Origin of the sequence: Winogradskyella pulchriflava (assembly GCF_042434315.1) — a bacterium.
GTDB lineage: Bacteria > Bacteroidota > Bacteroidia > Flavobacteriales > Flavobacteriaceae > Winogradskyella > Winogradskyella pulchriflava.
The window spans coordinates 95,810-116,994 of sequence record NZ_JBHLTQ010000002.1; the positions used below are offsets into that span (position 1 = coordinate 95,810).

The following is a 21,185-nucleotide window of genomic DNA, read 5'->3' on the forward strand; positions in this document are numbered from 1 at the left end:
ATTATTGTACCTTTGCTTTTTAATTGAATTGACAGCATGAATTTTCAGGATAGATTAATAATAGCAGTAGATTTTGATGGTACCATTGTAGAAGATGCTTATCCTAAAATAGGTAAGACGCGTATTTTTGCTTTTGAGACTTTAAAACGACTTCAGCAAGATGGCCACAGACTCATTCTTTGGACCTACAGAAGTGGTTCTAAACTACAAGAAGCTGTTGACTTCTGTAAAGAAAATGGCATTGAATTTTATGCTGTAAATGCTAGTTTCCCTGAAGAAAAATTTGATTACAGTAGAAGCCGAAAAATACACGCAGACTTATTTATAGACGACCGTAATATTGGTGGCATACTTGGTTGGGGCGAAGTCTATCAACTGATTACCAATGAACAACCAAATTTACAGAACGTAAAAAAGAAGTGGTGGCAGTTTTAGTTATATTGGTCAATTAATCATTTCAAAGTATGCCTTATCAATAACCTCCCTATGGTCTGGGTGAGCAATTTCAACTAAAGCTCTTACCCTCTCTTTTATTGTTTTTCCGTATAAATTAGCTATTCCATATTCAGTTACTACATAGTGGACATGAGCTCGCGTAGTTACAACACCTGCTCCATGTTTTAGAGTTGGTACAATTCTACTTATACCATTTTTTGTTACAGATGGTAAGGCTATAATAGCTTTTCCTCCTTTACTAAGTGAAGCTCCTCTAATAAAATCCATCTGCCCTCCTACTCCTGAATACATACTAGAGCCTATTGAGTCAGCACAAACTTGTCCTGTAACATCTACTTCAATTGCAGAGTTAATAGCTACCATTCTTGGATTTTGTTTTATGTAAGCTGCATTATTTGTGTAATTAGAAGCGCGCATTTCCACAAAAGGATTATCATCTACATAATCATATAACCGTTTAGAGCCTATTAAAAATGTAGAAAGAGCTCTTCCTCTATTGATTTTTTTATAATTCCCATTAATAACATCGCTTAAAATTAAATCAATTACTCCATCCGAAAACATTTCTGTATGTAAGCCTAAATCTTTGTGATTTTTTAATCTTGTCAGCACTGCATTTGGAATAGATCCAATACCCATCTGCAATGTGCTTCGGTCTTCTATTAAACCCGCAACAAAATCACCTATTTTTTTCTCAACATTATTAGGCTCAACAATATGATGTGTAGGAAGGGCTTCATCTGACTCAACAAAATAATCAATTTCAGAATGATGGATAATTCCTGCTCCATGCGTTCTTGGCATTTGAGGATTTACTTGAGCTATTACAATCTTAGCGTTATCAATAGCCGCTAAAGTTGCTTCAACAGACACTCCTAAAGAGCAATAACCATGTCTATCTGGAACAGATACATGTATCAACACTACATCTATTTCTAAAATACGTTGTTGAAAAAGCCGTGGTAATTCACTCAGAAAAACAGGAGTATAAGAGCCATTTCCTGTCTTTAAAGTGTGCCTAACATTTTTTCCTATAAAAAAAGAATTAACATGAAAACTTTCTTTGAATTCAGGATTAGCATAAGGAGCTTCACCTTCGGTATGTAAATGACACACTTCAACATTTCGTAATTCCTCATGTCTAGCTGACAATGCTTTTACTAGTGCTTGAGGAGCTGCTGCAGCGGCTTGAATATATACACGATCGTTAGATTTTACAACTTTTAAAGCTTCTTCAGCAGTGACCATTTTATACATAGTAGTTCTAATTTTTACAAGTCAAATTTACAGTAGAAAACTTATTCAAAAACTGTCATTTATCATATTTTAGAAATATTTTGAAATTGTTATAATTACCTATCTTTGCTGTTCAATATTTTATAGTATGATTATAGTAAAAACAGCCGAAGAAATTGAATTAATGCGCCAAAGCGCACTTATTGTGTCCAAAACTTTAGGCATGTTAGCAAAGGAAATAAAGGAAGGTGTTACCACAAATCATTTAGATAAAATAGCCGAAGAATTCATTAGAGACCATGGTGCATTACCTGGTTTTAAAGGACTTTATGACTGCCCTTCAACACTTCTATGTAGCGTTAATGAAGCTGTAGTACATGGTTTACCAACTGATGTTCCATTAAAAGATGGAGATATAGTATCTGTAGACTGTGGTTCGTTTATGAACGGCTTTTACGGAGATCATGCTTATACCTATGAAATTGGTGAAGTTGCTGAAGAGACTAAAAAATTAATTAAAGTAACTAAAGAATCACTTTACGTTGGCATTAAGGAATTAAAACTTGGTAATCGTGTTGGCGATGTTGGTTATGCAATTCAGCAACATTGCGAAAAAGAAGGTTATGGTGTTGTACGTGAATTAGTTGGTCATGGTTTGGGACGTAAAATGCACGAAGATCCAGAAATGCCAAACTACGGAAGACGTGGTAGAGGTAAAAAATTTATTGAAGGAATGGTTGTAGCTATAGAACCTATGATAAACTTAGGTACACATAAAGTAAAGCAACTTAAGGACGGGTGGACCATTGTTACGCAAGACGGAAAACCAAGTGTGCATTTTGAGCACGATATTGCCATTGTAGATGGTAAGCCAGAAATTCTCTCAACTTTTGCTTATGTGCATGAAGCTTTAGGCATCACTTCTAATGAAGAAGATGAATTTAGGCAAAAAGCTTTAGTACTGTAGATTGTTACACAGAGATTCTCAGAGTTTTCACAGAGATTCACTGAGCAATTTTAGTTTCAGGTTAGGAAATGATTTACGATAAGATAACAGAAAATATAATTGGTGCTGCAATTGAAGTTCATAAAGATTTAGGACCTGGGTTACTCGAATCCACATATCAAGAATGTTTATTTTATGAATTAAAAACGATGGGATATTCTGTTCAAAAAGAAATTTCTCAACCTATAGTTTATAAAGATATTACTTTAGATCATGGATACAGAATTGATTTGCTCGTAGAGCATAAAATTGTAATTGAACTCAAAACGGTTGAAAAATTTACAGATGTTCATACTGCTCAGATTTTGACCTATATGAAGTTAGGAAATTATCCAATCGGTTTATTACTTAACTTTAATACTAAACTTTTAAAAAACGGAATAAAAAGATTCATAAACACTATGGAGTAAAATCTCGGTGAATCTCTTTATCTCAGTGCATCTCTGAGTAACGACAAATGAAATCTATTTTTAAACTTTTCCTCAATCTTTTCCCAAGACCTTTACTAATTAGGCTAAGCTACTTAATTCGTCCAATTTTAGAATTCTTTCTTAGAGGGAATAATTTCACAGACCCAATAGACGGAAAAAGTTTCAGGAGTTTTTTACCGTATGGCTATGGTAAACAAAGACCAAATGTTTTATCACCCTCTACGCTTTCTTTAGAACGACACCGACTGTTATGGTTATACCTTAAGAATGAAACTGATTTTTTTACTGCTAAAAAAAAAGTCCTTCATTTTGCACCAGAACAATGTTTCTTAAAACGTTTTAAAAAATTAAACAATCTAGATTATACCACAACAGATTTATTATCTCCAATTGCAGATGTAAAAGCAGATATATGTAATCTTCCTTTTGAGGATAATACCTATGACGTTATACTGTGCAACCATGTCTTAGAGCATATACCAGATGATACTAAAGCCATGCAAGAGCTCTACAGAGTTATGAAACCTGGTGGTTATGGCATATTTCAAATTCCACAAGATCTAAATAGAGAAACAACGTTTGAAGATGATACCATAACCGACAAAGCTGAACGTGCTAAAATTTTTGGTCAATACGACCATGTTAGAGTTTATGGTCGTGACTATTTCGACAAATTGCGTTCAATAGGTTTTAATGTTAAAGAAGTTGATTATACCTCTCAACTTTCAAGTGAAGCTATTGATACATATCGATTAGCTAAAGGTGAAATTATTCCTGTGGTATTCAAATAAAAAAAGTTGAACCCAACCAACAAGGAACAACTTTTTTTTGAATAGTAGTTAATAGCACGCATAAGACGCAACTTCATATAAAAAGTCACACATTTTATTCCGGAAAATTATTTAAACTAAGCGTTTGTAAGTTTTTGTTTTCATCTTCATAAATAAAATAAGCTTTTAGCTCTGGATGTGAATTTAAAAACCAGGTTACTTTCTCAATTCCCATAGCTTGAAAAGCTGTTGCATATCCATCTGCAGTCATACAATCCGGTGCAATTACAGAAACACTCAAAATATTAGTTTTGGTTGGATATCCTGTTTTGGTATTTATAATATGTGCATAACGATTACCATTTTTATCTACTTTAAATTTCCTGTAGGTCCCAGAGGTAGCCATACCTTCATCTTTTAAGATTATGACTTTAGAAAAGGTTTGCTCACCATTAAAATTTGGATCATCAATACCAACAGCCCATCCTTTACCACTTTCTATATTGGCACCAGAAGTTCTTAAGTCACCACCAATATCTACGAGATAATTTTCTACTCCTTTAGCCTCTAGAAAATCTGCAATAACATCTATACCATAACCTTTGGCAATAGCATTGAACTCTAAATAAGTTTCTTTGGGTTTTATTATGTTAGATTTTTTAAGTCCTACTCTATTAAAACCTACAAACTTCATTAAACTATCTATTGTAGTACTATCTGTTAAGAACTTGTCCTTATCTGCCCCAAAGTTCCAGGCATTTACTACGTTTCCTATTGTAGGGTCAAAAGCACCCTCAGTAAATCTGTATATTTCTTTTGAAGCTCTAAAAACGGCTTCAAAATGATGATCTACTTTGGTTGTTTCGTTTCTATTAAGTTTTGAAACATCGGAATCTGGAATGTAAGTTGACAGTGATTTATTAACGACAGTGAATAAACTATCAAACTGTTTTTTATAGTTTACTCCCTCCTCAGAAAAATACTGAATATTAAAATTTGTACCAAATACTGGACCTGATAGCTTTATATTTTTTGGTTCTTGTTGGCATGAAAAAAATACTGAAATAATTAATAACAGAACTATGGTTTTTTTCATAATAAAATTCACTTGGTTATATAATTAGAAAACCCATTGCACCAGCAATGACTTTTAATTTAAATTCATTTCTATCACTTGGATGCCGTTGTACTCAATTAAGTATTCTTCGTTAAGGTAAATTGGTAAGTTTTCACCATCTGGATTACCAAGACCAACACCAGCATATAAAACTTTTGCATCCTTTTCATACGCATGTTTTTTAAAGGCCTCCATCCATACAACATCATAATTATTTGGGTTTTCTGGAAGTATTACAGCCCTTACCACAACAAAGTAATATTGGTTGTTTTTATCAATGCAAACAAATTGTGGATGGCGCTTTAACTTGCTATTAATAGCTACAAACTCAAAACCACGAGCTTCCAAATCTTTACCTACGTGGTTCATGGCAAGATTGTGCATTTCTTGTGGAGTTAATGGTTTGCTCATATAAAATTTAAATTTTACAAAGATAAAGCCTATATGAGATATTTCCGAATGTTGTATAAAATAAAAGAGCCACTAAAAACAAATTAGCAGCTCTCTCTGAGAATTGATTAATAGCAAGTCATCCTCTTAATTAATTTTTAATTATTTTTTTCACTGATACAGTGGTTTTGTTTTTATCTTTTATCTGTAATGCGTAGAAACCATGAGCTAAATTTGCTGTGTTTATTTTAGTTTCAACACCTAACAACTCCCCTTCCTTAACTATTTGTCCTAACTCATTAAACAAAATCCAACTGCCTTCTGATTGGGTTTTTAGTTTTATATTAAGCTCATTTTGGATAGGGTTTGGATATATACCTATCATCTCTTCTTCTATCTCAGGAGTTGACAATACGGCACCTGGACCATTGAGATATACTTTATTATTATAACAAACCACATCGAAGGTGTAATCCGTTCCATTATAATTAGCTGTGACTTGTGTAGGTAAATTGCACAAGGAAATTGATGATGCAGTGAGAATTTCAAAACTTGCATCGTTAGCTGGTAAATAACCGAGAGAAACTTGAATTGTACCTTCTAATTTTGCATCATCTGTGACAACAATTTGATCGTATTCTGTGCCAACTGTTGGTCCATCAATTTCAATAATAAAATCCGCTTCTGGTGCTGTGATTAAATCTCCCATTATTGTCAAAATACCTGGAGAGCTTCCAGGAGACATTTCTCCATCAAAAACATATCCAGTTGGAAATTGAAAACTTCCACTACCACCATAAGTCCCAATATAATCTACAAGTTCACCATTAATATATTCTTGATATTCTCCTGTAGTTAAATCTTCATTAAATGCTAAAGTACCAGACTCAACTACAACATCACCGTAATTTATAAATGTTGTCAAATTAATTGAAGATGTACCTACACCAGTAGTTTTTTTGAGTTCACTAATAACACTAATCGTTAGTTCATGGAGATTGCCACTACTGTAACCAATAGTTATATTATCATTATTTATATTATAACTATTAAAGTTAAACATCCTTATTACTCCATTATTAATATTTAAGTTACCTTGATTATGATTGATGTCTTCAAAATAATTCCAGATATTAAAATTGGTATCTAATTCTTTTAGTCCTGGTCCATTTAGATTTATATGTCCGTAACTTATCATGCCAGATTGTTCATTTTCGTCTGGACTATAAATTTTACCACCTCTCCAATTAAATGTTCCATTCTTAGATAGGTAAATATATTTAGCCACTAATAAATCTCCATTTACCTCAAGTGTGTTATTGTGTCCTATATAAATGGTATGAGTATCGGTTATACCTGCTCCATCTGTGATGGCGTAACCTCCTGTCCCTGGCAAATTGATAATAATTGTTGCACCTGCTGGTGGAATTCCGTTGGGATCCCAGTTTGCAGGATTATTCCAAAGACCATCACCTCCTTCACCATCCCAAGCATGTGCTGTGGTGTAATTAATGTCTGTAACTACATAGCTTAAACTATCAAAATCACATTGTGCGCCCATTGTAACCTCAAAACCATCACCATAACTGATCGTAGATTGAGAAGTAGCACAAGAACCTTGGTAACCATCAACTATAAGAAAGCTTTGCCCAATTTGTGGTACAAAACCTGAAAAAGCGACTTGCATTGAACCATTAAAAAAATAGTTTCCTTCGCAAGTTACATTGTGAATTAAATCTACATCTCTCACAATAGCTTCAAAAGTACTTGATGTATCTACAATAAAATCACCCAAAAGATGAAAGTCTCCTTGTGTACTTAAATATGCTCCATAGCGTAGCTCTAGGGTTCCGTATTCTTGATCTAATGGGATGGACCCAAGTCCGTTAAAATACACGTAGGAATATTCAATTAAAATATCATCATAGGCCTGAGGAACCCCTGGAAGTGATGGGTCTCCTCCCCTTCTCCAGTTTAAATCGTCTTCCCAAGAATAACCATCACCTTCACCCGTAAAAACAACCTGATCATAGTTTTGGGCATTTAAGATGGTAAATGTGACTATGAAAAATAGTGTAGAAAATAAAATTCGTTTCATAATTAATAGCATTTAATAGTTTATACCATTACATCGAAACGTTTTTATAATGTGAGCAGAAAAATTAATATTATTTAAAACGAACAAACTTTGCACTATCAAAAGTGTAGTTTGAAACAGGTATTACAGCATCATCCTTCAATTGATACCATGGTGAAATTGAAGCGTCTTCGAGATTTTTGACTAAGTGTACATTTTGTGCTGGTGTATTGCCTTGAAACAGTAAAAATAGTTTTTCACCATTGTCATTAATCACCTCATCAGCAATCATTACAATGTGTCCAGGAGAACCTCCTTTAATTAACATATCGCCTATTTTTAGGTCTTTGGCTTTTACAGCTTCCAATTCATTGTAAAGTGATAATGTACCTGAATACATATAGATTAAATTAAGGTACTTATAGAAATTTTCTTTTGTATGGTTTGTATTAGCAGTATTATGAAATGACACTTTATTTCCATTAATTTTTGGACGATAGCCTTCTGCATACTTTGTCCACGAACAATAATGACCAGAGGTAAACTTAAAACCAATTTCGTCTTTTCTATTATTATCCCAAAGGAACTCGCTTCTAATTCTAATCAATGCATCTGCACATTGTTGCAATCCGTTTTTAGGTACGGGAATTTCTAAAATCCCAATGTGTCCACCTTGCCAAAAATATTCGGAATCATCGTAGTTTATAATTTTACTACCAAAGGATTTTAATTTATAATTTCTCAGGTAGTCTTCAAAACTACCTATAGTATATTCTACACGTTGGTAACCAGAAGGCACATTAACTCTAGACTTTATAGTTAAGCTATCTTTATTAATTAAACTAGGCGTTTCAATTATTGCCGTTACAGTCTCAACTGCTTTTTTAATTGGCCTAAGTTGAAACGCGAACAAAAAAAACACAGCTAAAGCTAATAAAGTAAGTATTCCTTTCTTCATAATTAATGTAACGAATTACTTATAGATTTTGTTATATAGCATCTATATTTTGTAATTTTAGCTTTATATGAAACGTAACATTTTTGTACTATTTTTATTTGCAATAACCAGTTGCAAAAACGAAAGCAGTTTACCAGATCCTTTAGAAGCTGGATGGGAAGGTAATGCGGTTTGCGAAGTGCTAGAGGACAATTCTAACTTAAGGGTTTTAAAATGTACGTTTGAACCTGGTGTTGGCCACGAGAAACATTATCACAACCCTCACTTTGGTTATACACTACAAGGAAGTAAATTTAGAATTACGGATTACAAAGGTACTAGAGAAGTTAATGTCCCAACGGGTTATAGCTTCAAAAAAGATAGCATTTCAACCCACGAAGTTTTAAATATTGGTGACAGCACAGCAGTATTTTTGATTATGGAATACAAATAAAAAAACCAACGAAGTTACCGTTGGTTTTTTTAATGTTTAAAAGTTATTTATACTAATAGTATGTATATTCATAACGTATTGTTTGCCCTGCACTACTACCTTCACTAGTATAAGTTCTTTCCATAACCGTCGGATAATTACTAGCATTGTATGTGTAACTGAAAGAAATGGTTCCTATTAATTCATTAGATTCTGCATTATACTCGTTAGCTGAATTAATGTTATTAACTGAAGATGCTCCTATTAATTTTCTAAAAGCATCTGGTTTTACATTTTTTAGTGGATGGTTTTTATCATCATAGTTGTATGTTAAATAACTTGGTGACCAAAAATAATCACTGTTCTCATACCTCGTCATATTACCATTGGCGTCAAATTCCATCTCTTCTGTATTAGAAACACTAGAAACGTCATCGCAAGTAGAAAACTCAGCATCTTCTTGGTAAAAATGAGTAAATAGGCTGACATTTTGATTGCTATCGTTATACTCAAATTCAATTTTATCAACTTCTGGTTGGTCGAAAGAAGATGTTGTATTTTCATAAGTAATATCTTGACATATCTTAACAACTACGTCGCCTTCATATTCCAAGTAATCAATTTCAGTTCTAATATCATCCCAAGCATCAACTTTAACTTCTGTAAACGATATCATTCTATCGTTTGAATCATACTCAAAAGAGGTATCTGTTGTTTCGCCATATACGTTTTCAAAAAGTAATCTTGAAACATTTCCTTCTGAATTGTACTCGTAACTTGTAGTTTGTTCAACTATACCGTTAGTACCAATTTTTTTAATGGTCTTAATCTTAGTTCCATTTCCTGATGCTGAACCACCATCATCATCACTACTATCAGAAGAACAAGAAAACACCATTAACGCAATGGCACATAAAAATAGATTTTTCATAAATTGTAATTGTAAATTTCCTACAAATATATAAGGATTAAGCAACTGTAACTAATTTTCACAAAAAAGCCAGCACTTTTTCTAGTACTGGCTTTTTATATGCAACATTTCTCGATTACGAGCTTCCTGTTTTACAGAATTTAACCTCCAAAATCGTCAAATCTAATATGCTCATCAGGGATTCCGAAATCTTCACCCATTTTTTGAACTGCTTGGTTCATTAAAGGTGGACCACAGAAGTATAACTCTATATCTTCTGGTGCTTCATGATGATTAAGGTAGTTTTCAATTACACAATTGTGAATAAAGCCTACGAAACCATCACCTGGAGCATCTATATTTTCTTTTACTTTCCAATTATCTTCTTCTAAAGGCTCAGAAAGCGCCATGTAGAATTTAAAGTTAGGGAAGTCTTTTTCTAAAGATTTAAAGTGATCTATATAAAATAGCTCACGCTTAGAACGTCCACCGTACCAATACGTTACTTTACGACCAGTCTTAATAGTTTTGAATAGGTGATATAAATGCGAACGCATCGGAGCCATACCAGCACCACCACCAACATAAAGCATTTCACTATCTGACTCGTTGATAAAGAACTCTCCATAAGGACCAGAAATAACTACTTTATCACCTGGTTTTTGCGCAAAAATATATGATGACGCTACACCTGGATTTACATCCATCCATCCATTCTTTGCTCTATCCCATGGTGGAGTTGCAATACGCACGTTTAGCATAATTTCACGTCCTTCTGCAGGGTATGAAGCCATAGAGTACGCTCTCTCTACAGTTTCCGTATTTTTCATTACCAATGGCCAAAGTCCAAACTTATCCCATTCTGCCTGAAACTTATCTGGTGTTTCATGCTCTTCTGGGTGAGCCGTAATGTCTATGTCAGAATATTTTATTTCGCATGGAGGAATTTCTATCTGAATATAACCACCAGCTTTATAACCCATATCTTCAGGAATCTCAACAACAAATTCCTTAATAAATGATGCAACGTTATAATTACGAACAACAGTAGCTTCCCATTTTTTGATACCAAAAACTTCTTCTGGAATTGTAATCTCCATGTCTTGCTTAACCTTAACTTGGCAAGCTAAACGTGCTCCTTGTTGCAATTCTTTTCTTGAAAAATGTGGTGTTTCTGTTGGTAAGGCCTCACCACCACCAGATAAAACGTGACACTCACACTGAATACAAGTTCCACCACCACCACAAGCAGATGGTAAGAATACTTTGTTATTTCCAAGAGTATTTAAAAGCGTGCTTCCTGAAGCCACTTCTATTTCGCGTTCACCATTAATTAGAATCTTTACAGGTCCAGATGGTGATAATTTTTGCTTTACAAATAATAACAAAGCAACCAATAGTAATGTTACTATTAAAAAAGCTGCTACAGTTGCTAAAATAATTCCAAAATCTACTGCTAATATCATACTTTTCAATTACTTGTTTGTATTTTCTGCTACGTTTAAGTCAGACTCAAGCTTAGCTTCTACTTTTTTAACATCCTCTTTTATTACTTCAATAGCAGCAGATTGATCTTCTGGTGCAGCTTCTTCATCACCTCCCGTTAACATACCTCCAAAACTCATAAACCCAATAGCCATTAAACCTGTAATAATAAATGTAATTCCCAAACCTCTTAATGCTGGTGGAACCTTACTATATCTAATCTTTTCTCTAATAGCTGCAATAGCTAAAATGGCTAAGAACCATCCAATACCAGAACCTATACCATAATTTAAAGCTAGACCTAGTGTTTCTATCTCTCTAGATTGCATGAATAAAGAACCGCCTAAGATGGCACAGTTTACAGCAATTAATGGTAAAAAAATACCCAATGAGTTGTATAATGAAGGTGAAAACTTCTCAACTACGATTTCTACTAATTGTACCATAGTAGCAATAGTAGCGATAAACATAATAAATGATAAGAAGCTTAAATCGTAACTTGCATACTCTTCACCTAACCAAGATAAGGCACCTGGTTGTAATATATATTGATCTAATAACCAGTTTAATGGTACTGTAATAGCTAATACAAAAATTACTGCCGCACCAAGACCAACTGCAGTTGAAACTTTTTTAGATACAGCAAGGTAAGAACACATCCCTAAGAATGTAGCAAATACCATATTATCTATAAATATCGATTTGAAAAATAATTCTAAATGTTCCATATATTTTATGTTTGAGATCCTGAAACAAATTCAGGATGACAATTCTAAGTTTTAGTCTTCTATTAACGCTTTATTTCTACTACGTTGTACCCAAATAATGATTCCTACAACTATAAGTGCCATTGGAGATAATAACATAAACCCGTTATTTTCGTATCCTAAAGCGTATAATCCTGTTTTCTCAATTGGGTCACCTAATACAGGGAAACCTAATAAAGTACCAGATCCTAATAGCTCTCTAAAGAAACCTACAATGATAAGTATAACTCCATATCCTAAAGCGTTACCAATACCATCTAAGAATGATCTCCATGGTCCATTACCTAAAGCAAAAGCTTCAAAACGTCCCATAATAATACAGTTGGTAATAATTAAACCAACAAATACCGAAAGTGTTTTACTGAGTTCGTATGCAAAGGCCTTTAGTACTAAATCTACTATAATTACAAGTGTTGCAACAACAATAAGTTGTACAATAATTCTAATTTTTGAAGGAATGATATTTCGCATTAAAGAAATAACAACGTTACCAACACCAAGTACAAATAATACTGAGATAGACATCACTATTGATGCTTCTAACTCTGCTGTAATAGCTAAAGCAGAACAAATACCTAATACCTGAATGGTAATTGGGTTATTATCTGCTAATGGGTCTAATATTAATTTACTGTCTTTTCCCATGTCTTAGTTTCCTTTTAAAGTTTGAAAATAAGGTAAATACAGCTTTAAATCTTTTTTAATCATTGCTGTAACACCATCACCAGTGATTGTTGCACCTGCAATAGCATCTACCTCATTATCTGTTTTATCTTCGTTCTTAGGATCTGCATTTCCTTTAGCCACAGTGATACCTTTAAAAGCACCTCCTTCTGACAATAAATGTTCACCAATAAAGTCGTCCATAAAATAGCGTTGCTTTATGTTTGCACCTAAACCTGGAGTTTCTCCTTTGTGGTCAAAATAAGCTCCTTGAACTACCATGTTTTCATCTAAAGCAACATAACCCCAAATAGCATCCCAAAGTCCTTTACCTCTAATTGGTGCTATGTAATATGTCTTTCCATCCTTCTCACCTACAAATAATGGTAACTTTCTAACACCACCATTTTTGGCATTAGCTTGTTGCTTTTTTACATCTATTAAATAAGCTTGATCATTCTCAACTGCTTTACCACCTTGTACTTCTAATTGCTTTGTGATATACTGCTTGAATAATTCTGGAGCTTCATCTGTAGAAACAAAATTTGCACTAGAACCCTCATTTGCATTAACACCCATAGCGTATAGGATGTTTTGTTGTTTTTCTAAACGCTCATTTTCAGTAATAGTCGGTTTTAACGAAGACGCTAAAAACGCTAATAAAGCACCTACAATAATCACCATACCAATGGCAAAAATTATAGTATATGAATTTTTATCTGTTCTCTGTTCCATTGTTAAGCAACTTTAGCTTTTACACGTTTCATTCTTTTCTTTACATTTCCTTGAACCACATAATGGTCTATTGTCGGTGCAAACACATTCATTAATAAAATGGCTAACATTACACCTTCTGGATATGCTGGGTTAAATACACGTATCATAATAGAAATAAATCCTACTAAGAAACCATAAATCCATTTTCCTTTGGTTGTTTGTGAAGCCGTTACAGGATCTGTAGCCATAAACACTGTACCAAAAGCAAAACCTCCTATTAATAAGTGGTGCCAGAATTCTGTACTCATTAATCCATAAAATTTACTAGACTCTGTAATCCAACCAGAACTTACAACTCCGTTGAAGATTAAGCCCATTACTAAGGCACCAATTACAGATGATAGCATAATTCTCCAACTTCCAATTTTAGTAAAGATTAAGAATAAAGCTCCTAATAAGATTAACAGTGTAGAAGTTTCACCAACCGAACCAGGAATAATTCCGTAGAACATATCCATAACTTCATAACCAGCTCCTTTGTTTTGTGCTAAACTACCTAAGATTGTTTCACCTGAAATAGCATCTACATTTTGTCCTGCAGCAATCATTTGATCACGTTCTACAGCACCATGCACCCAAACTTTATCACCAGACATCCATGTTGGATATGCGAAGAATAAGAACGCACGGATTGTTAATGCTGGATTAAGGATATTCATTCCTGTTCCACCAAAAACTTCTTTACCTATTACGACACCAAATACGACAGCAACAGCTAACATCCAAAGTGGAGTATCAATAGGTACAATTAATGGCACTAACATTCCGGTTACTAAGTAACCCTCTTCTACTTCGTGTCCTTTGATAATAGCAAAAATAAATTCTACTGCTAAACCAACTCCGTAAGAAACGATTACTAAAGGTAGAACCTTCCACAACCCTATTACTAGGTTATCCCAGTTCCAAAACATATTATCAAAAAACCCTGAGGCACTTGCAATTTCGCCCAAAGCTAAATGATGCTGATAACCTGCATTAAACATACCGAATATTAAACATGGTATTAAAGCCATGATTACAGTATTCATTGTACGCTTTAAATCATCCGCTGCCTTAATATGAGTTCCGTTGTGAGTCGTCTCATTTGGCATATATAAAAACGTAAAAAGTGCATTAAAGCCTGGTAACCACTTTTTGTCTTTATTCTTTACTTTAAAATTATGTAAATTTTGTTTTAAACCCATTATCCTATCTCTTTAAGCATTAAGTCTAATCCTTCTCTTATAATTTTTTGATGTGGTTGTTTAGACACACATACAAATTCTGTTAATGCAAAATCTTCTGGTGCAACTTCATACATTCCTAAAGCTTCCATTTCGTCTAAATCTTGATACATACAAGCCTTTAGAATCTGCATAGGATAAATGTCTAAAGGAAATACTTCTTCGTAAGTTCCTGTAGTTACAAATGCACGATGCTCACCGTTTGTATTCGTATTTAAATTGTATTTTTTCTTAGGGTTCAACCAAGAAAAAGTTAAAGCTCTAGACGTTGACACTTTATTGAAAACTGGTTTATTCCAACCAAAGAATTCATAATCATCACCTTCAGGGATAACAGTAATAATGTTACTGTAGTAATCTAAGAATCCATCTGGTTTCACCTGTTTTCCTGTTAATACATTTCCAGAAATAATGCGGTCATTACCATCTTTATCAACACCGTTATCGTAAACCATAGTTGCTATTTCAGAACCTATTTTAGTTCTAAAGTATCTTGGCTTTTTAACTGAAGACCCTGCTAATGCAACAACACGCTCAGCATTAAACTTCCCAGTTAATAATAACTCACCAATAATTACTAAATCTTGTGCATTTACTGTCCAAACAACTTCACCTTTGTTTACTGGACTTACTTTATTTATTAAAGTACCAACATTACCTGCTGGATGTGGACCAGAAATTTTATAAGTTATTGCGTCATTTAAATAAACTAATGGAGACTTGTTATTTCCAACAGAAATATGCACTCCACCTTCGGTTAATTTTGAAAGCGCAGTAACAGCAGCTTGTAATTCAGCCTCTTTACCTGCTAAGGTATAATCTAAATCTGCAGCCAATGGAGCACTGGCATAACCAGATACAAAAATTGCTTTTGGAGTACTGTTAGCTTTTGCCACAACATCATAAGGACGTTGCTTTATAAAAGGCCAACAACCAGAAGCCAATAAATGTGATTTTACTTTCTCAGCATCTGATGATAAATCAAACTTACCATGATCTACATAGATCTGCTCTTTGTCGGCAGTAATTTTTATTGCGTCGATTCGACGTCTTGGTCCACGTTGTACTTCAGTTACTTCACCCGAAACTGGAGAAACAAACTTCATATCCTCATTATCCTTATTATAAAACAAAGTTTCACCCGCTTTAACACGTGTACCTTCTTTTGCAACAAGTTTTGGGATTATACTGTGGAAGTCTTCAGGTCTGACAGAATAGAAATTGCTGATTATAGCATTTTCGGTAGTTTTCTCGGCTTCACCGACCAACTTTATATCTAAACCCTTTTTAATTCTGATGTCTTTTGACATATACTTAAAGATTAGTTATCTAAAAATCCGTGCAAATTTACGAATTAATGCTTAAATAAATTTTCAAATTAAACGCAACATTTTTATTTATAATGATTTTAAATAAGTTTAATATATCAGATGATGCTTTATTAATTATCTTTAGACTCAATTACTTTAATTGAACATGATAAAACTATTTAGAAATAGTCGTAAAAAATTGCTAGACAAAAACAAAACACAACGTTATCTTAAATATGCCATAGGTGAAATCATCCTTGTGGTTATAGGTATTTTAATTGCACTACAGATTAATACATGGAATGAAAATCGCAAAGCCGCAAATGAAGAGCATAAAATATTAACAGCTTTACAAAGCGATTTTCAAGTCTCTAAAACCAGAATTGAAAATGTCATGGTACAACAAAAACGTGTTTTAGATTATAGCAAAATTCTTATTGAAATTCATGAAAGCGAAAATGAACACAACTATGAATACTTTGATACACATCTAGACTCCTTAGATCTTTTAATAGGCTACGGAACTTCTTTCTACAGAGCAGAACCTGTAACTGGTGCTTACAATGCTTTAATTAGTGCTGGCAAAGTTGATTTAATAAAAAATGAAAATTTAAGACACTTATTGGCACAATTTTCTTCTGAAATAGAGTCTGGGTTTGAAGACCATAACATTGCTATGGATTTATTAATAATATTAACTAACCAAATCAGCGACATTACCTTAAAATTGGCTAACAAAAAATTCAGAAATCATTTAAATTTAATCCCAAGAAAACATGACACCTTAATAGTATCTAAAAAGTTTTTTAGCAACGACCGTTACTTTGGCAATTTATATTATAAACTTGTATTAGAAAAAAACAGGTATGACCGTCAACAAAGTATGCTCAAACAAGCAGATTCTATATTAAGCTTAATTGATAGCGAACTTGAAAAATAACACACCATTTTAAGGCATAGATTTTGTTTATCTTTATGCCTTATAGATTTTTAATAATGAAAAAAAACTTATATAGAATATTATTATTCCTATTAACTCCTGCAGTTTTAATTGCTCAAGTTGAGGAAGTTAGTCCACCAGATTTTATAAAAACAATAACTTTTAAGAGTAATACAACTCAAGGTCAATTACCAATCTTAAAGTTGGGAGAGCCTTTAGTATTAGAGTTTGACGCCCTTAACGCTAACGAAGAAGATTTTTATTATGTTATAGAGCACTATAATTTTGATTGGACACCTTCTGTTTTGGCTAAAGCCGAATACTTAAGAGGGCTGGACAATCAACGCATCTTAACCTATGAGAACTCCTTTAACACCTATCAGATTTATTCGCACTATAAATTGCAAATTCCAAACATTCAGACACGCGCTTTGTTGAAAAGTGGTAATTACATGATTTCCATTTACGACGATTACGATGAATTAATGTTCAGCAGAAAGTTTATGATATATGAAGATGTTGTTAATGTTGGCGTAAAAGTAAAACGTTCTAGAGACGTCAAGGTTATAGCAGAAAAACAATCTGTAGATATCGTAGTTGCCACAAATAGTATTAATTTTAATAATCCTCTAGAAACCATAAAAACCCTTATTGTTCAGAACAATAATCTAAATACTTCAATAAACGATTTAAAGCCACAGTACACCTTAGGGAATGAACTCATTTACAGATACGATACTGAATCAGCATTTTGGGGCGGAAATGAATATCTATATTTTGAAAATAGAGATGTAAGAACATCTAACATTGGTGTACAATTTATTGACCTAAAAGATATTTACCATAGTTACCTATACACAAATATCGTTAGAAAAGATAGACCTTACACATACAATCCTGATATTAACGGTAATTTTCAAGTAACCGCAGCTGATGGTATAAATATTGATATAGAAGCAGATTACACCATGGTTCATTTTTCATTGTTGCAACAAGAACTAAAAGACAAGGACATACATGTCTATGGCAACTTTAATGCTTATGCTATTGAGCCATTAACAAAAATGGAATTCAATTCTGAAAGCGGCAAATACGAAACTATGATGCGTCTTAAACAAGGTTTCTACAATTATAAATACGTTGTAGTTGATAAAGAAACTGGCAACCTGGAAGAAGGTGCCATCAGTGGAAACTTTTGGCAGACAGAAAACAATTACAAAGTTTTGGTGTATTACAGGGATTTAGGAGCACGATTTGACAGGCTAATTGGCTATGGAGAAGCAAGTTCTGTAAATATCTCAAATTAGTGCTGTAAGGTTTTTTTCGAGTTTAGACTAAATTTCTTTTTACCTTCACATCAAAAAAAAGATTTAGCATGCAAAATGAAATTGCCCTATTTAATGAATTATGCGACCAACTTTTTAAAGCCGAGAGCAATCAACCTGTTGCTCAACTCATACCTACTACAGAAATATACAATCAATTAGATTTATCATTAAATGCAGATGGTATAATCGATGAGGAGTTAAAAAATACATTAGCCCAGATTATAAAAAGCACACCAAAAACAGCATCTAAGTCTTTTTTTAACCAACTATTTGGAGGCAGGAATGGTAAGGCTACGCTTGGAGATTTACTAGCTGTAATGCTTAACAACAGCATGTACACTTATAAAGTTGCTGGCCCTCAAGTAGGTATTGAAAAACAAATTTTAAAAAACATTTGCGCATTAGCTGGCTATTCTGAAACCAGTGATGGCACCTTGGCACCTGGTGGATCCATGAGCAATATGATGGCATTAATTATGGCCAGAGATGCTAAAAATGTGTCTATAAGAACACATGGGCTTACATCAAAAATGACACTTTATACCTCATCAGAATCGCACTATTCCATTTCTAAGAACGCAGCTTTAATTGGCATAGGAAGAAACCATGTTAGAGCTGTTAACACTAACAAAAAAGGCGAAATGTTAGCTGACCACCTCAATAAACTGATTGAAAATGACATTAGTAAAGGTTTTCAACCTTTCTTCGTTAACGCAACTGCAGGAACAACTGTTTTAGGTGCATTTGATGATATAGAAGCCATAAGCAAAGTTTGCAAAAAACATAATCTTTGGTTGCATGTGGATGGTGCATATTGTGGCAGTGTTATTTTTAGTGACACCTATAAACATTTGGTTAAAGGCTTAAAACTTTCAGACTCTTTTAGTGTTAACGCACATAAGATGTTGGGAACACCTTTGAGTTGTTCTATCATAGTAACACAACATAGAGCACAATTACATCATTCTTTTTCTAACGAAGCCGATTATTTATACCAAACGGATGGAGATGAGTTTAACTTAGGAAAAACCTCGCTTCAGTGCGGACGACGCAATGATGCTCTAAAATTATGGACACTATGGAAATCCATAGGCACTAAAGGCTTAGAAAAAATTGTAGACAAACAGTTTGAAATGGCTCAAATCGCAAGAGATTACATTAAAAATCATAAGGACTATACACTATATAGCTTTGAAGATTCAATTTCTGTTTGCTTTAATTATAAAGCCATTTCTGCCAGTAAATTATGTACAGCACTCTATGAAAATTCGGAATTAATGGTTGGTTTCGGAAAATTCAATAACCAAGAATTTGTAAGAATGGTAACCATAAATAATCTACTAGAAAAAGAAGATATTTTAACCTTTTTTGAAACCTTAGAAAGCTTTGTCGCAAAAAATATATCAAAAATAACAACCTCTTAACCTAAAAAATAGTGCTTCATTCAAAAATTATACTATTTTAGCATACTATTTTCTTAAAATTTATGGTACAACAAGTTACAAGCGGAATTAAAATTTCTGTAGAAACCAATTTTGAAGGTACATTTTATAAGAATTATAAAGTGCACTTCGCTTTCGGTTATAAAGTAACTATTGAAAACCAAAGTAAAGATTCTGTACAACTCAACACCAGACACTGGAAAATCCTCGACGCTCTTAATAATGAAGAAATTATTGAAGGGGAAGGCGTTATCGGAAAAAAACCAGTTTTAAAACCTGGCGAGTCTCACACTTACAACTCAGGATGCCTTCTAACATCTCCTTTTGGAGCTATGCAAGGCCATTACAATATGGTTAACTTTACAAAGGCCAGTAAATTTAAGGTATATATTCCTTCTTTTAAATTAAGTGCTCCTTTTGCACTTAATTAGGATTCAAAGTTTTTCACAAAATCAAATCGAAATATTTTAGACGCTTGTTCAATTTGAAAGAACAGGCAGTTAGAATAATGTACAAATTGGTAGTCCGAAGCAATATCAAAACTATCATCATTCACTTTATAAATACCATCACAATCAATATTACCATAAGGTGAAATTCTTCTAAATCTATATTCAACATCGTCTGCTAAATCATAAATTTCAAACCAAGCTCCTGCTGCAATACCGCTTAACCATTGGGCATGTTCTGCTTTGACCTCATTAGGTTTTGACTTCAAAGTACCAACCAAACTAGGATTATAACCTTTTAAAGTATCTAAAAACAACTTTCTGTTTTCTTTACTTACTGTAGAATTAAATTTGTTAATCACACCTTTGTCTGAAACCAAAAACACAGAATTTTCCGTATCAGCAATGACAACATTACCAATTGTGCTCGGAGTAAACCATTTAGAGTTTTTTAATTTCTTATTTATACCAGCATCAGTTACCGAAGCAATTAAAGTATCTGTAACAAAACGTGCGCAATTACAGGCATCTTTTATAAATGCCGCATACCTAATAAAACCTTTAGCCTGCATCTTGTCTATATGTGCCCTTGCTAAACTATAATTTACAGCATTACATACCGAAGCATATAAATTACCATCTCCATGTGTTAACTTAGGATGTGTTGACAAAAACTTAAGAATTCCATCCAGATTAAGAATAGTGTCATTTTCAATTTTTGCGACAATAGGAAAGTTCAATTCAAAATCAGTTTCTTTTCCACGCACTCTACCATTAGGCGCAGCAGTTATGTACCTTCCAAAGTCGTGATATTCTAAGATACCTGTAGATTTATCTATAAGCACTAAGGCTGCATGCCCAGCTCGCACATGTTTTTTACTTCCAATAAAAAGAAATCTTAAAAACTTAGAGTACCATTCTTCCGCATGCGAAACAATAGTTTCTGGATAGGCAAGCGTTAGAATAAAAGCATCATTTTGTGGCATAAATAAATTAAGAAAATTCAAGTGGCAACTTACAAAAAATATCTTTTTAATA

At 33.4% G+C, this 21,185-nt stretch carries 22 protein-coding genes; 9 read left to right on the forward strand and 13 right to left on the reverse strand.

Annotation, left to right across the window (positions count from 1 at the left end; genetic code table 11):
• The first annotated feature begins 36 nt into the window (after positions 1–36).
• Positions 37–435, forward strand: a complete 399-nt coding sequence (locus ACFFGA_RS05590) for a BT0820 family HAD-type phosphatase (protein WP_386060900.1) — start codon at positions 37–39, stop codon at positions 433–435.
• 9 nt (positions 436–444) lie between these two features.
• Here ACFFGA_RS05590 and ACFFGA_RS05595 read toward each other — a convergent pair whose 3' ends face one another.
• The gene (locus ACFFGA_RS05595; protein ID WP_386060902.1) at positions 445–1,713 is read right to left on the reverse strand and encodes an acetyl-CoA hydrolase/transferase family protein; all 1,269 of its coding nucleotides are present in this window, start codon (positions 1,711–1,713) and stop codon (positions 445–447) included.
• A gap of 127 nt (positions 1,714–1,840) precedes the next feature.
• Between ACFFGA_RS05595 and map the strand changes: the two genes are divergently transcribed.
• The 3 genes from map to ACFFGA_RS05610 all read left to right on the forward strand — a co-directional run bounded on the left by map (position 1,841) and on the right by ACFFGA_RS05610 (position 3,920).
• Positions 1,841–2,659, forward strand: coding sequence for a type I methionyl aminopeptidase (gene map, locus ACFFGA_RS05600; RefSeq protein ID WP_386060905.1), 819 nt, complete (start codon positions 1,841–1,843; stop codon positions 2,657–2,659).
• Positions 2,660–2,727: 68 nt separating this feature from the next.
• Positions 2,728–3,108: a GxxExxY protein gene (locus tag ACFFGA_RS05605; protein WP_386060908.1), complete on the forward strand. Its 381-nt coding sequence runs from the start codon at positions 2,728–2,730 to the stop codon at positions 3,106–3,108.
• A gap of 47 nt (positions 3,109–3,155) precedes the next feature.
• Positions 3,156–3,920, forward strand: coding sequence for a class I SAM-dependent methyltransferase (locus ACFFGA_RS05610; RefSeq protein ID WP_386060911.1), 765 nt, complete (start codon positions 3,156–3,158; stop codon positions 3,918–3,920).
• A 94-nt stretch (positions 3,921–4,014) separates the two neighbouring features.
• Here ACFFGA_RS05610 and ACFFGA_RS05615 read toward each other — a convergent pair whose 3' ends face one another.
• The 4 genes from ACFFGA_RS05615 to ACFFGA_RS05630 all read right to left on the reverse strand — a co-directional run bounded on the left by ACFFGA_RS05615 (position 4,015) and on the right by ACFFGA_RS05630 (position 8,441).
• The gene (locus tag ACFFGA_RS05615) at positions 4,015–4,995 is read right to left on the reverse strand and encodes an FAD:protein FMN transferase (protein WP_386060914.1); all 981 of its coding nucleotides are present in this window, start codon (positions 4,993–4,995) and stop codon (positions 4,015–4,017) included.
• A gap of 54 nt (positions 4,996–5,049) precedes the next feature.
• Complete coding sequence (locus ACFFGA_RS05620; protein WP_386060917.1) at positions 5,050–5,427, reverse strand: DUF8840 domain-containing protein; 378 nt, start codon at positions 5,425–5,427, stop codon at positions 5,050–5,052.
• A 130-nt stretch (positions 5,428–5,557) separates the two neighbouring features.
• On the reverse strand, positions 5,558–7,504 hold the full coding sequence (locus ACFFGA_RS05625; protein ID WP_386060920.1) for a T9SS type A sorting domain-containing protein: 1,947 nt from the start codon (positions 7,502–7,504) through the stop codon (positions 5,558–5,560).
• A gap of 70 nt (positions 7,505–7,574) precedes the next feature.
• Positions 7,575–8,441 (reverse strand): DUF4846 domain-containing protein, encoded by an 867-nt coding sequence (locus ACFFGA_RS05630; protein WP_386060923.1) that lies wholly within the window; start codon positions 8,439–8,441, stop codon positions 7,575–7,577.
• A gap of 67 nt (positions 8,442–8,508) precedes the next feature.
• Here ACFFGA_RS05630 and ACFFGA_RS05635 point away from each other — a divergent pair, with 67 nt between their 5' ends.
• A complete protein-coding gene (locus ACFFGA_RS05635; RefSeq protein WP_386060925.1) occupies positions 8,509–8,874 on the forward strand; it encodes a cupin domain-containing protein in 366 nt (121 codons plus the stop codon).
• Between the two features lie 52 nt (positions 8,875–8,926).
• Here the strand turns inward: ACFFGA_RS05635 and ACFFGA_RS05640 are convergent, their stop codons facing one another.
• From ACFFGA_RS05640 to ACFFGA_RS05670, 7 genes are all read right to left on the reverse strand, one after another.
• Positions 8,927–9,784, reverse strand: coding sequence for a hypothetical protein (locus ACFFGA_RS05640; protein WP_386060928.1), 858 nt, complete (start codon positions 9,782–9,784; stop codon positions 8,927–8,929).
• A 140-nt stretch (positions 9,785–9,924) separates the two neighbouring features.
• A complete protein-coding gene (gene nqrF / locus ACFFGA_RS05645) occupies positions 9,925–11,229 on the reverse strand; it encodes an NADH:ubiquinone reductase (Na(+)-transporting) subunit F (protein ID WP_386060931.1) in 1,305 nt (434 codons plus the stop codon).
• A 9-nt stretch (positions 11,230–11,238) separates the two neighbouring features.
• The gene (gene nqrE, locus ACFFGA_RS05650) at positions 11,239–11,976 is read right to left on the reverse strand and encodes an NADH:ubiquinone reductase (Na(+)-transporting) subunit E (RefSeq protein WP_386060934.1); all 738 of its coding nucleotides are present in this window, start codon (positions 11,974–11,976) and stop codon (positions 11,239–11,241) included.
• 51 nt (positions 11,977–12,027) lie between these two features.
• Entirely contained in the window at positions 12,028–12,660 is a 633-nt protein-coding gene (locus ACFFGA_RS05655) for an NADH:ubiquinone reductase (Na(+)-transporting) subunit D (RefSeq protein ID WP_386060937.1), read from the reverse strand.
• 3 nt (positions 12,661–12,663) lie between these two features.
• Entirely contained in the window at positions 12,664–13,413 is a 750-nt protein-coding gene (locus ACFFGA_RS05660; RefSeq protein WP_386060940.1) for a Na(+)-translocating NADH-quinone reductase subunit C, read from the reverse strand.
• 2 nt (positions 13,414–13,415) lie between these two features.
• The gene (locus ACFFGA_RS05665) at positions 13,416–14,639 is read right to left on the reverse strand and encodes an NADH:ubiquinone reductase (Na(+)-transporting) subunit B (protein ID WP_386060943.1); all 1,224 of its coding nucleotides are present in this window, start codon (positions 14,637–14,639) and stop codon (positions 13,416–13,418) included.
• Positions 14,639–15,988: a Na(+)-translocating NADH-quinone reductase subunit A gene (locus ACFFGA_RS05670; RefSeq protein WP_386060946.1), complete on the reverse strand. Its 1,350-nt coding sequence runs from the start codon at positions 15,986–15,988 to the stop codon at positions 14,639–14,641. The genes ACFFGA_RS05665 and ACFFGA_RS05670 overlap by 1 nt, the downstream gene beginning before the upstream one ends.
• Positions 15,989–16,154: 166 nt before the next feature.
• Here ACFFGA_RS05670 and ACFFGA_RS05675 point away from each other — a divergent pair, with 166 nt between their 5' ends.
• The 4 genes from ACFFGA_RS05675 (at position 16,155) to apaG (ending at position 20,129) form a co-directional block, all read left to right on the forward strand.
• Positions 16,155–16,928, forward strand: a complete 774-nt coding sequence (locus tag ACFFGA_RS05675; protein WP_386060949.1) for a DUF6090 family protein — start codon at positions 16,155–16,157, stop codon at positions 16,926–16,928.
• 56 nt (positions 16,929–16,984) lie between these two features.
• Positions 16,985–18,235 (forward strand): type IX secretion system plug protein, encoded by a 1,251-nt coding sequence (locus ACFFGA_RS05680; protein ID WP_386060952.1) that lies wholly within the window; start codon positions 16,985–16,987, stop codon positions 18,233–18,235.
• Positions 18,236–18,303: 68 nt separating this feature from the next.
• Entirely contained in the window at positions 18,304–19,680 is a 1,377-nt protein-coding gene (locus tag ACFFGA_RS05685) for a pyridoxal phosphate-dependent decarboxylase family protein (protein ID WP_386060955.1), read from the forward strand.
• A 62-nt stretch (positions 19,681–19,742) separates the two neighbouring features.
• Positions 19,743–20,129 (forward strand): Co2+/Mg2+ efflux facilitator ApaG/CorD, encoded by a 387-nt coding sequence (gene apaG / locus ACFFGA_RS05690; protein ID WP_386060958.1) that lies wholly within the window; start codon positions 19,743–19,745, stop codon positions 20,127–20,129.
• On the opposite strand, the gene ACFFGA_RS05695 is transcribed toward apaG, so the two are convergent.
• Positions 20,126–21,133 (reverse strand): DUF6695 family protein, encoded by a 1,008-nt coding sequence (locus tag ACFFGA_RS05695; RefSeq protein ID WP_386060961.1) that lies wholly within the window; start codon positions 21,131–21,133, stop codon positions 20,126–20,128. The two genes, apaG and ACFFGA_RS05695, sit on opposite strands and share 4 nt — an antisense overlap.
• Positions 21,134–21,185 lie beyond the last annotated feature (52 nt).

Bases quoted from the DNA above. Each gene is read 5' to 3' on its own strand.
- ACFFGA_RS05595 (WP_386060902.1), bottom strand. From the start codon at position 1,713: ATGTATAAAATGGTCACTGCTGAAGAAGCTTTAAAAGTTGTAAAATCT.
- ACFFGA_RS05675 (WP_386060949.1), top strand. From the start codon at position 16,155: ATGATAAAACTATTTAGAAATAGTCGTAAAAAATTGCTAGACAAAAAC.
- ACFFGA_RS05620 (WP_386060917.1), bottom strand. From the start codon at position 5,427: ATGAGCAAACCATTAACTCCACAAGAAATGCACAATCTTGCCATGAAC.
- ACFFGA_RS05615 (WP_386060914.1), bottom strand. From the start codon at position 4,995: ATGAAAAAAACCATAGTTCTGTTATTAATTATTTCAGTATTTTTTTCA.
- ACFFGA_RS05610 (WP_386060911.1), top strand. From the start codon at position 3,156: ATGAAATCTATTTTTAAACTTTTCCTCAATCTTTTCCCAAGACCTTTA.
- ACFFGA_RS05605 (WP_386060908.1), top strand. From the start codon at position 2,728: ATGATTTACGATAAGATAACAGAAAATATAATTGGTGCTGCAATTGAA.
- ACFFGA_RS05635 (WP_386060925.1), top strand. From the start codon at position 8,509: ATGAAACGTAACATTTTTGTACTATTTTTATTTGCAATAACCAGTTGC.
- apaG (WP_386060958.1), top strand. From the start codon at position 19,743: ATGGTACAACAAGTTACAAGCGGAATTAAAATTTCTGTAGAAACCAAT.
- ACFFGA_RS05660 (WP_386060940.1), bottom strand. From the start codon at position 13,413: ATGGAACAGAGAACAGATAAAAATTCATATACTATAATTTTTGCCATT.
- ACFFGA_RS05685 (WP_386060955.1), top strand. From the start codon at position 18,304: ATGCAAAATGAAATTGCCCTATTTAATGAATTATGCGACCAACTTTTT.
- ACFFGA_RS05590 (WP_386060900.1), top strand. From the start codon at position 37: ATGAATTTTCAGGATAGATTAATAATAGCAGTAGATTTTGATGGTACC.
- ACFFGA_RS05630 (WP_386060923.1), bottom strand. From the start codon at position 8,441: ATGAAGAAAGGAATACTTACTTTATTAGCTTTAGCTGTGTTTTTTTTG.
- ACFFGA_RS05625 (WP_386060920.1), bottom strand. From the start codon at position 7,504: ATGAAACGAATTTTATTTTCTACACTATTTTTCATAGTCACATTTACC.
- map (WP_386060905.1), top strand. From the start codon at position 1,841: ATGATTATAGTAAAAACAGCCGAAGAAATTGAATTAATGCGCCAAAGC.
- ACFFGA_RS05655 (WP_386060937.1), bottom strand. From the start codon at position 12,660: ATGGGAAAAGACAGTAAATTAATATTAGACCCATTAGCAGATAATAAC.
- nqrE (WP_386060934.1), bottom strand. From the start codon at position 11,976: ATGGAACATTTAGAATTATTTTTCAAATCGATATTTATAGATAATATG.
- nqrF (WP_386060931.1), bottom strand. From the start codon at position 11,229: ATGATATTAGCAGTAGATTTTGGAATTATTTTAGCAACTGTAGCAGCT.
- ACFFGA_RS05695 (WP_386060961.1), bottom strand. From the start codon at position 21,133: ATGCCACAAAATGATGCTTTTATTCTAACGCTTGCCTATCCAGAAACT.
- ACFFGA_RS05680 (WP_386060952.1), top strand. From the start codon at position 16,985: ATGAAAAAAAACTTATATAGAATATTATTATTCCTATTAACTCCTGCA.
- ACFFGA_RS05640 (WP_386060928.1), bottom strand. From the start codon at position 9,784: ATGAAAAATCTATTTTTATGTGCCATTGCGTTAATGGTGTTTTCTTGT.
- ACFFGA_RS05665 (WP_386060943.1), bottom strand. From the start codon at position 14,639: ATGGGTTTAAAACAAAATTTACATAATTTTAAAGTAAAGAATAAAGAC.
- ACFFGA_RS05670 (WP_386060946.1), bottom strand. From the start codon at position 15,988: ATGTCAAAAGACATCAGAATTAAAAAGGGTTTAGATATAAAGTTGGTC.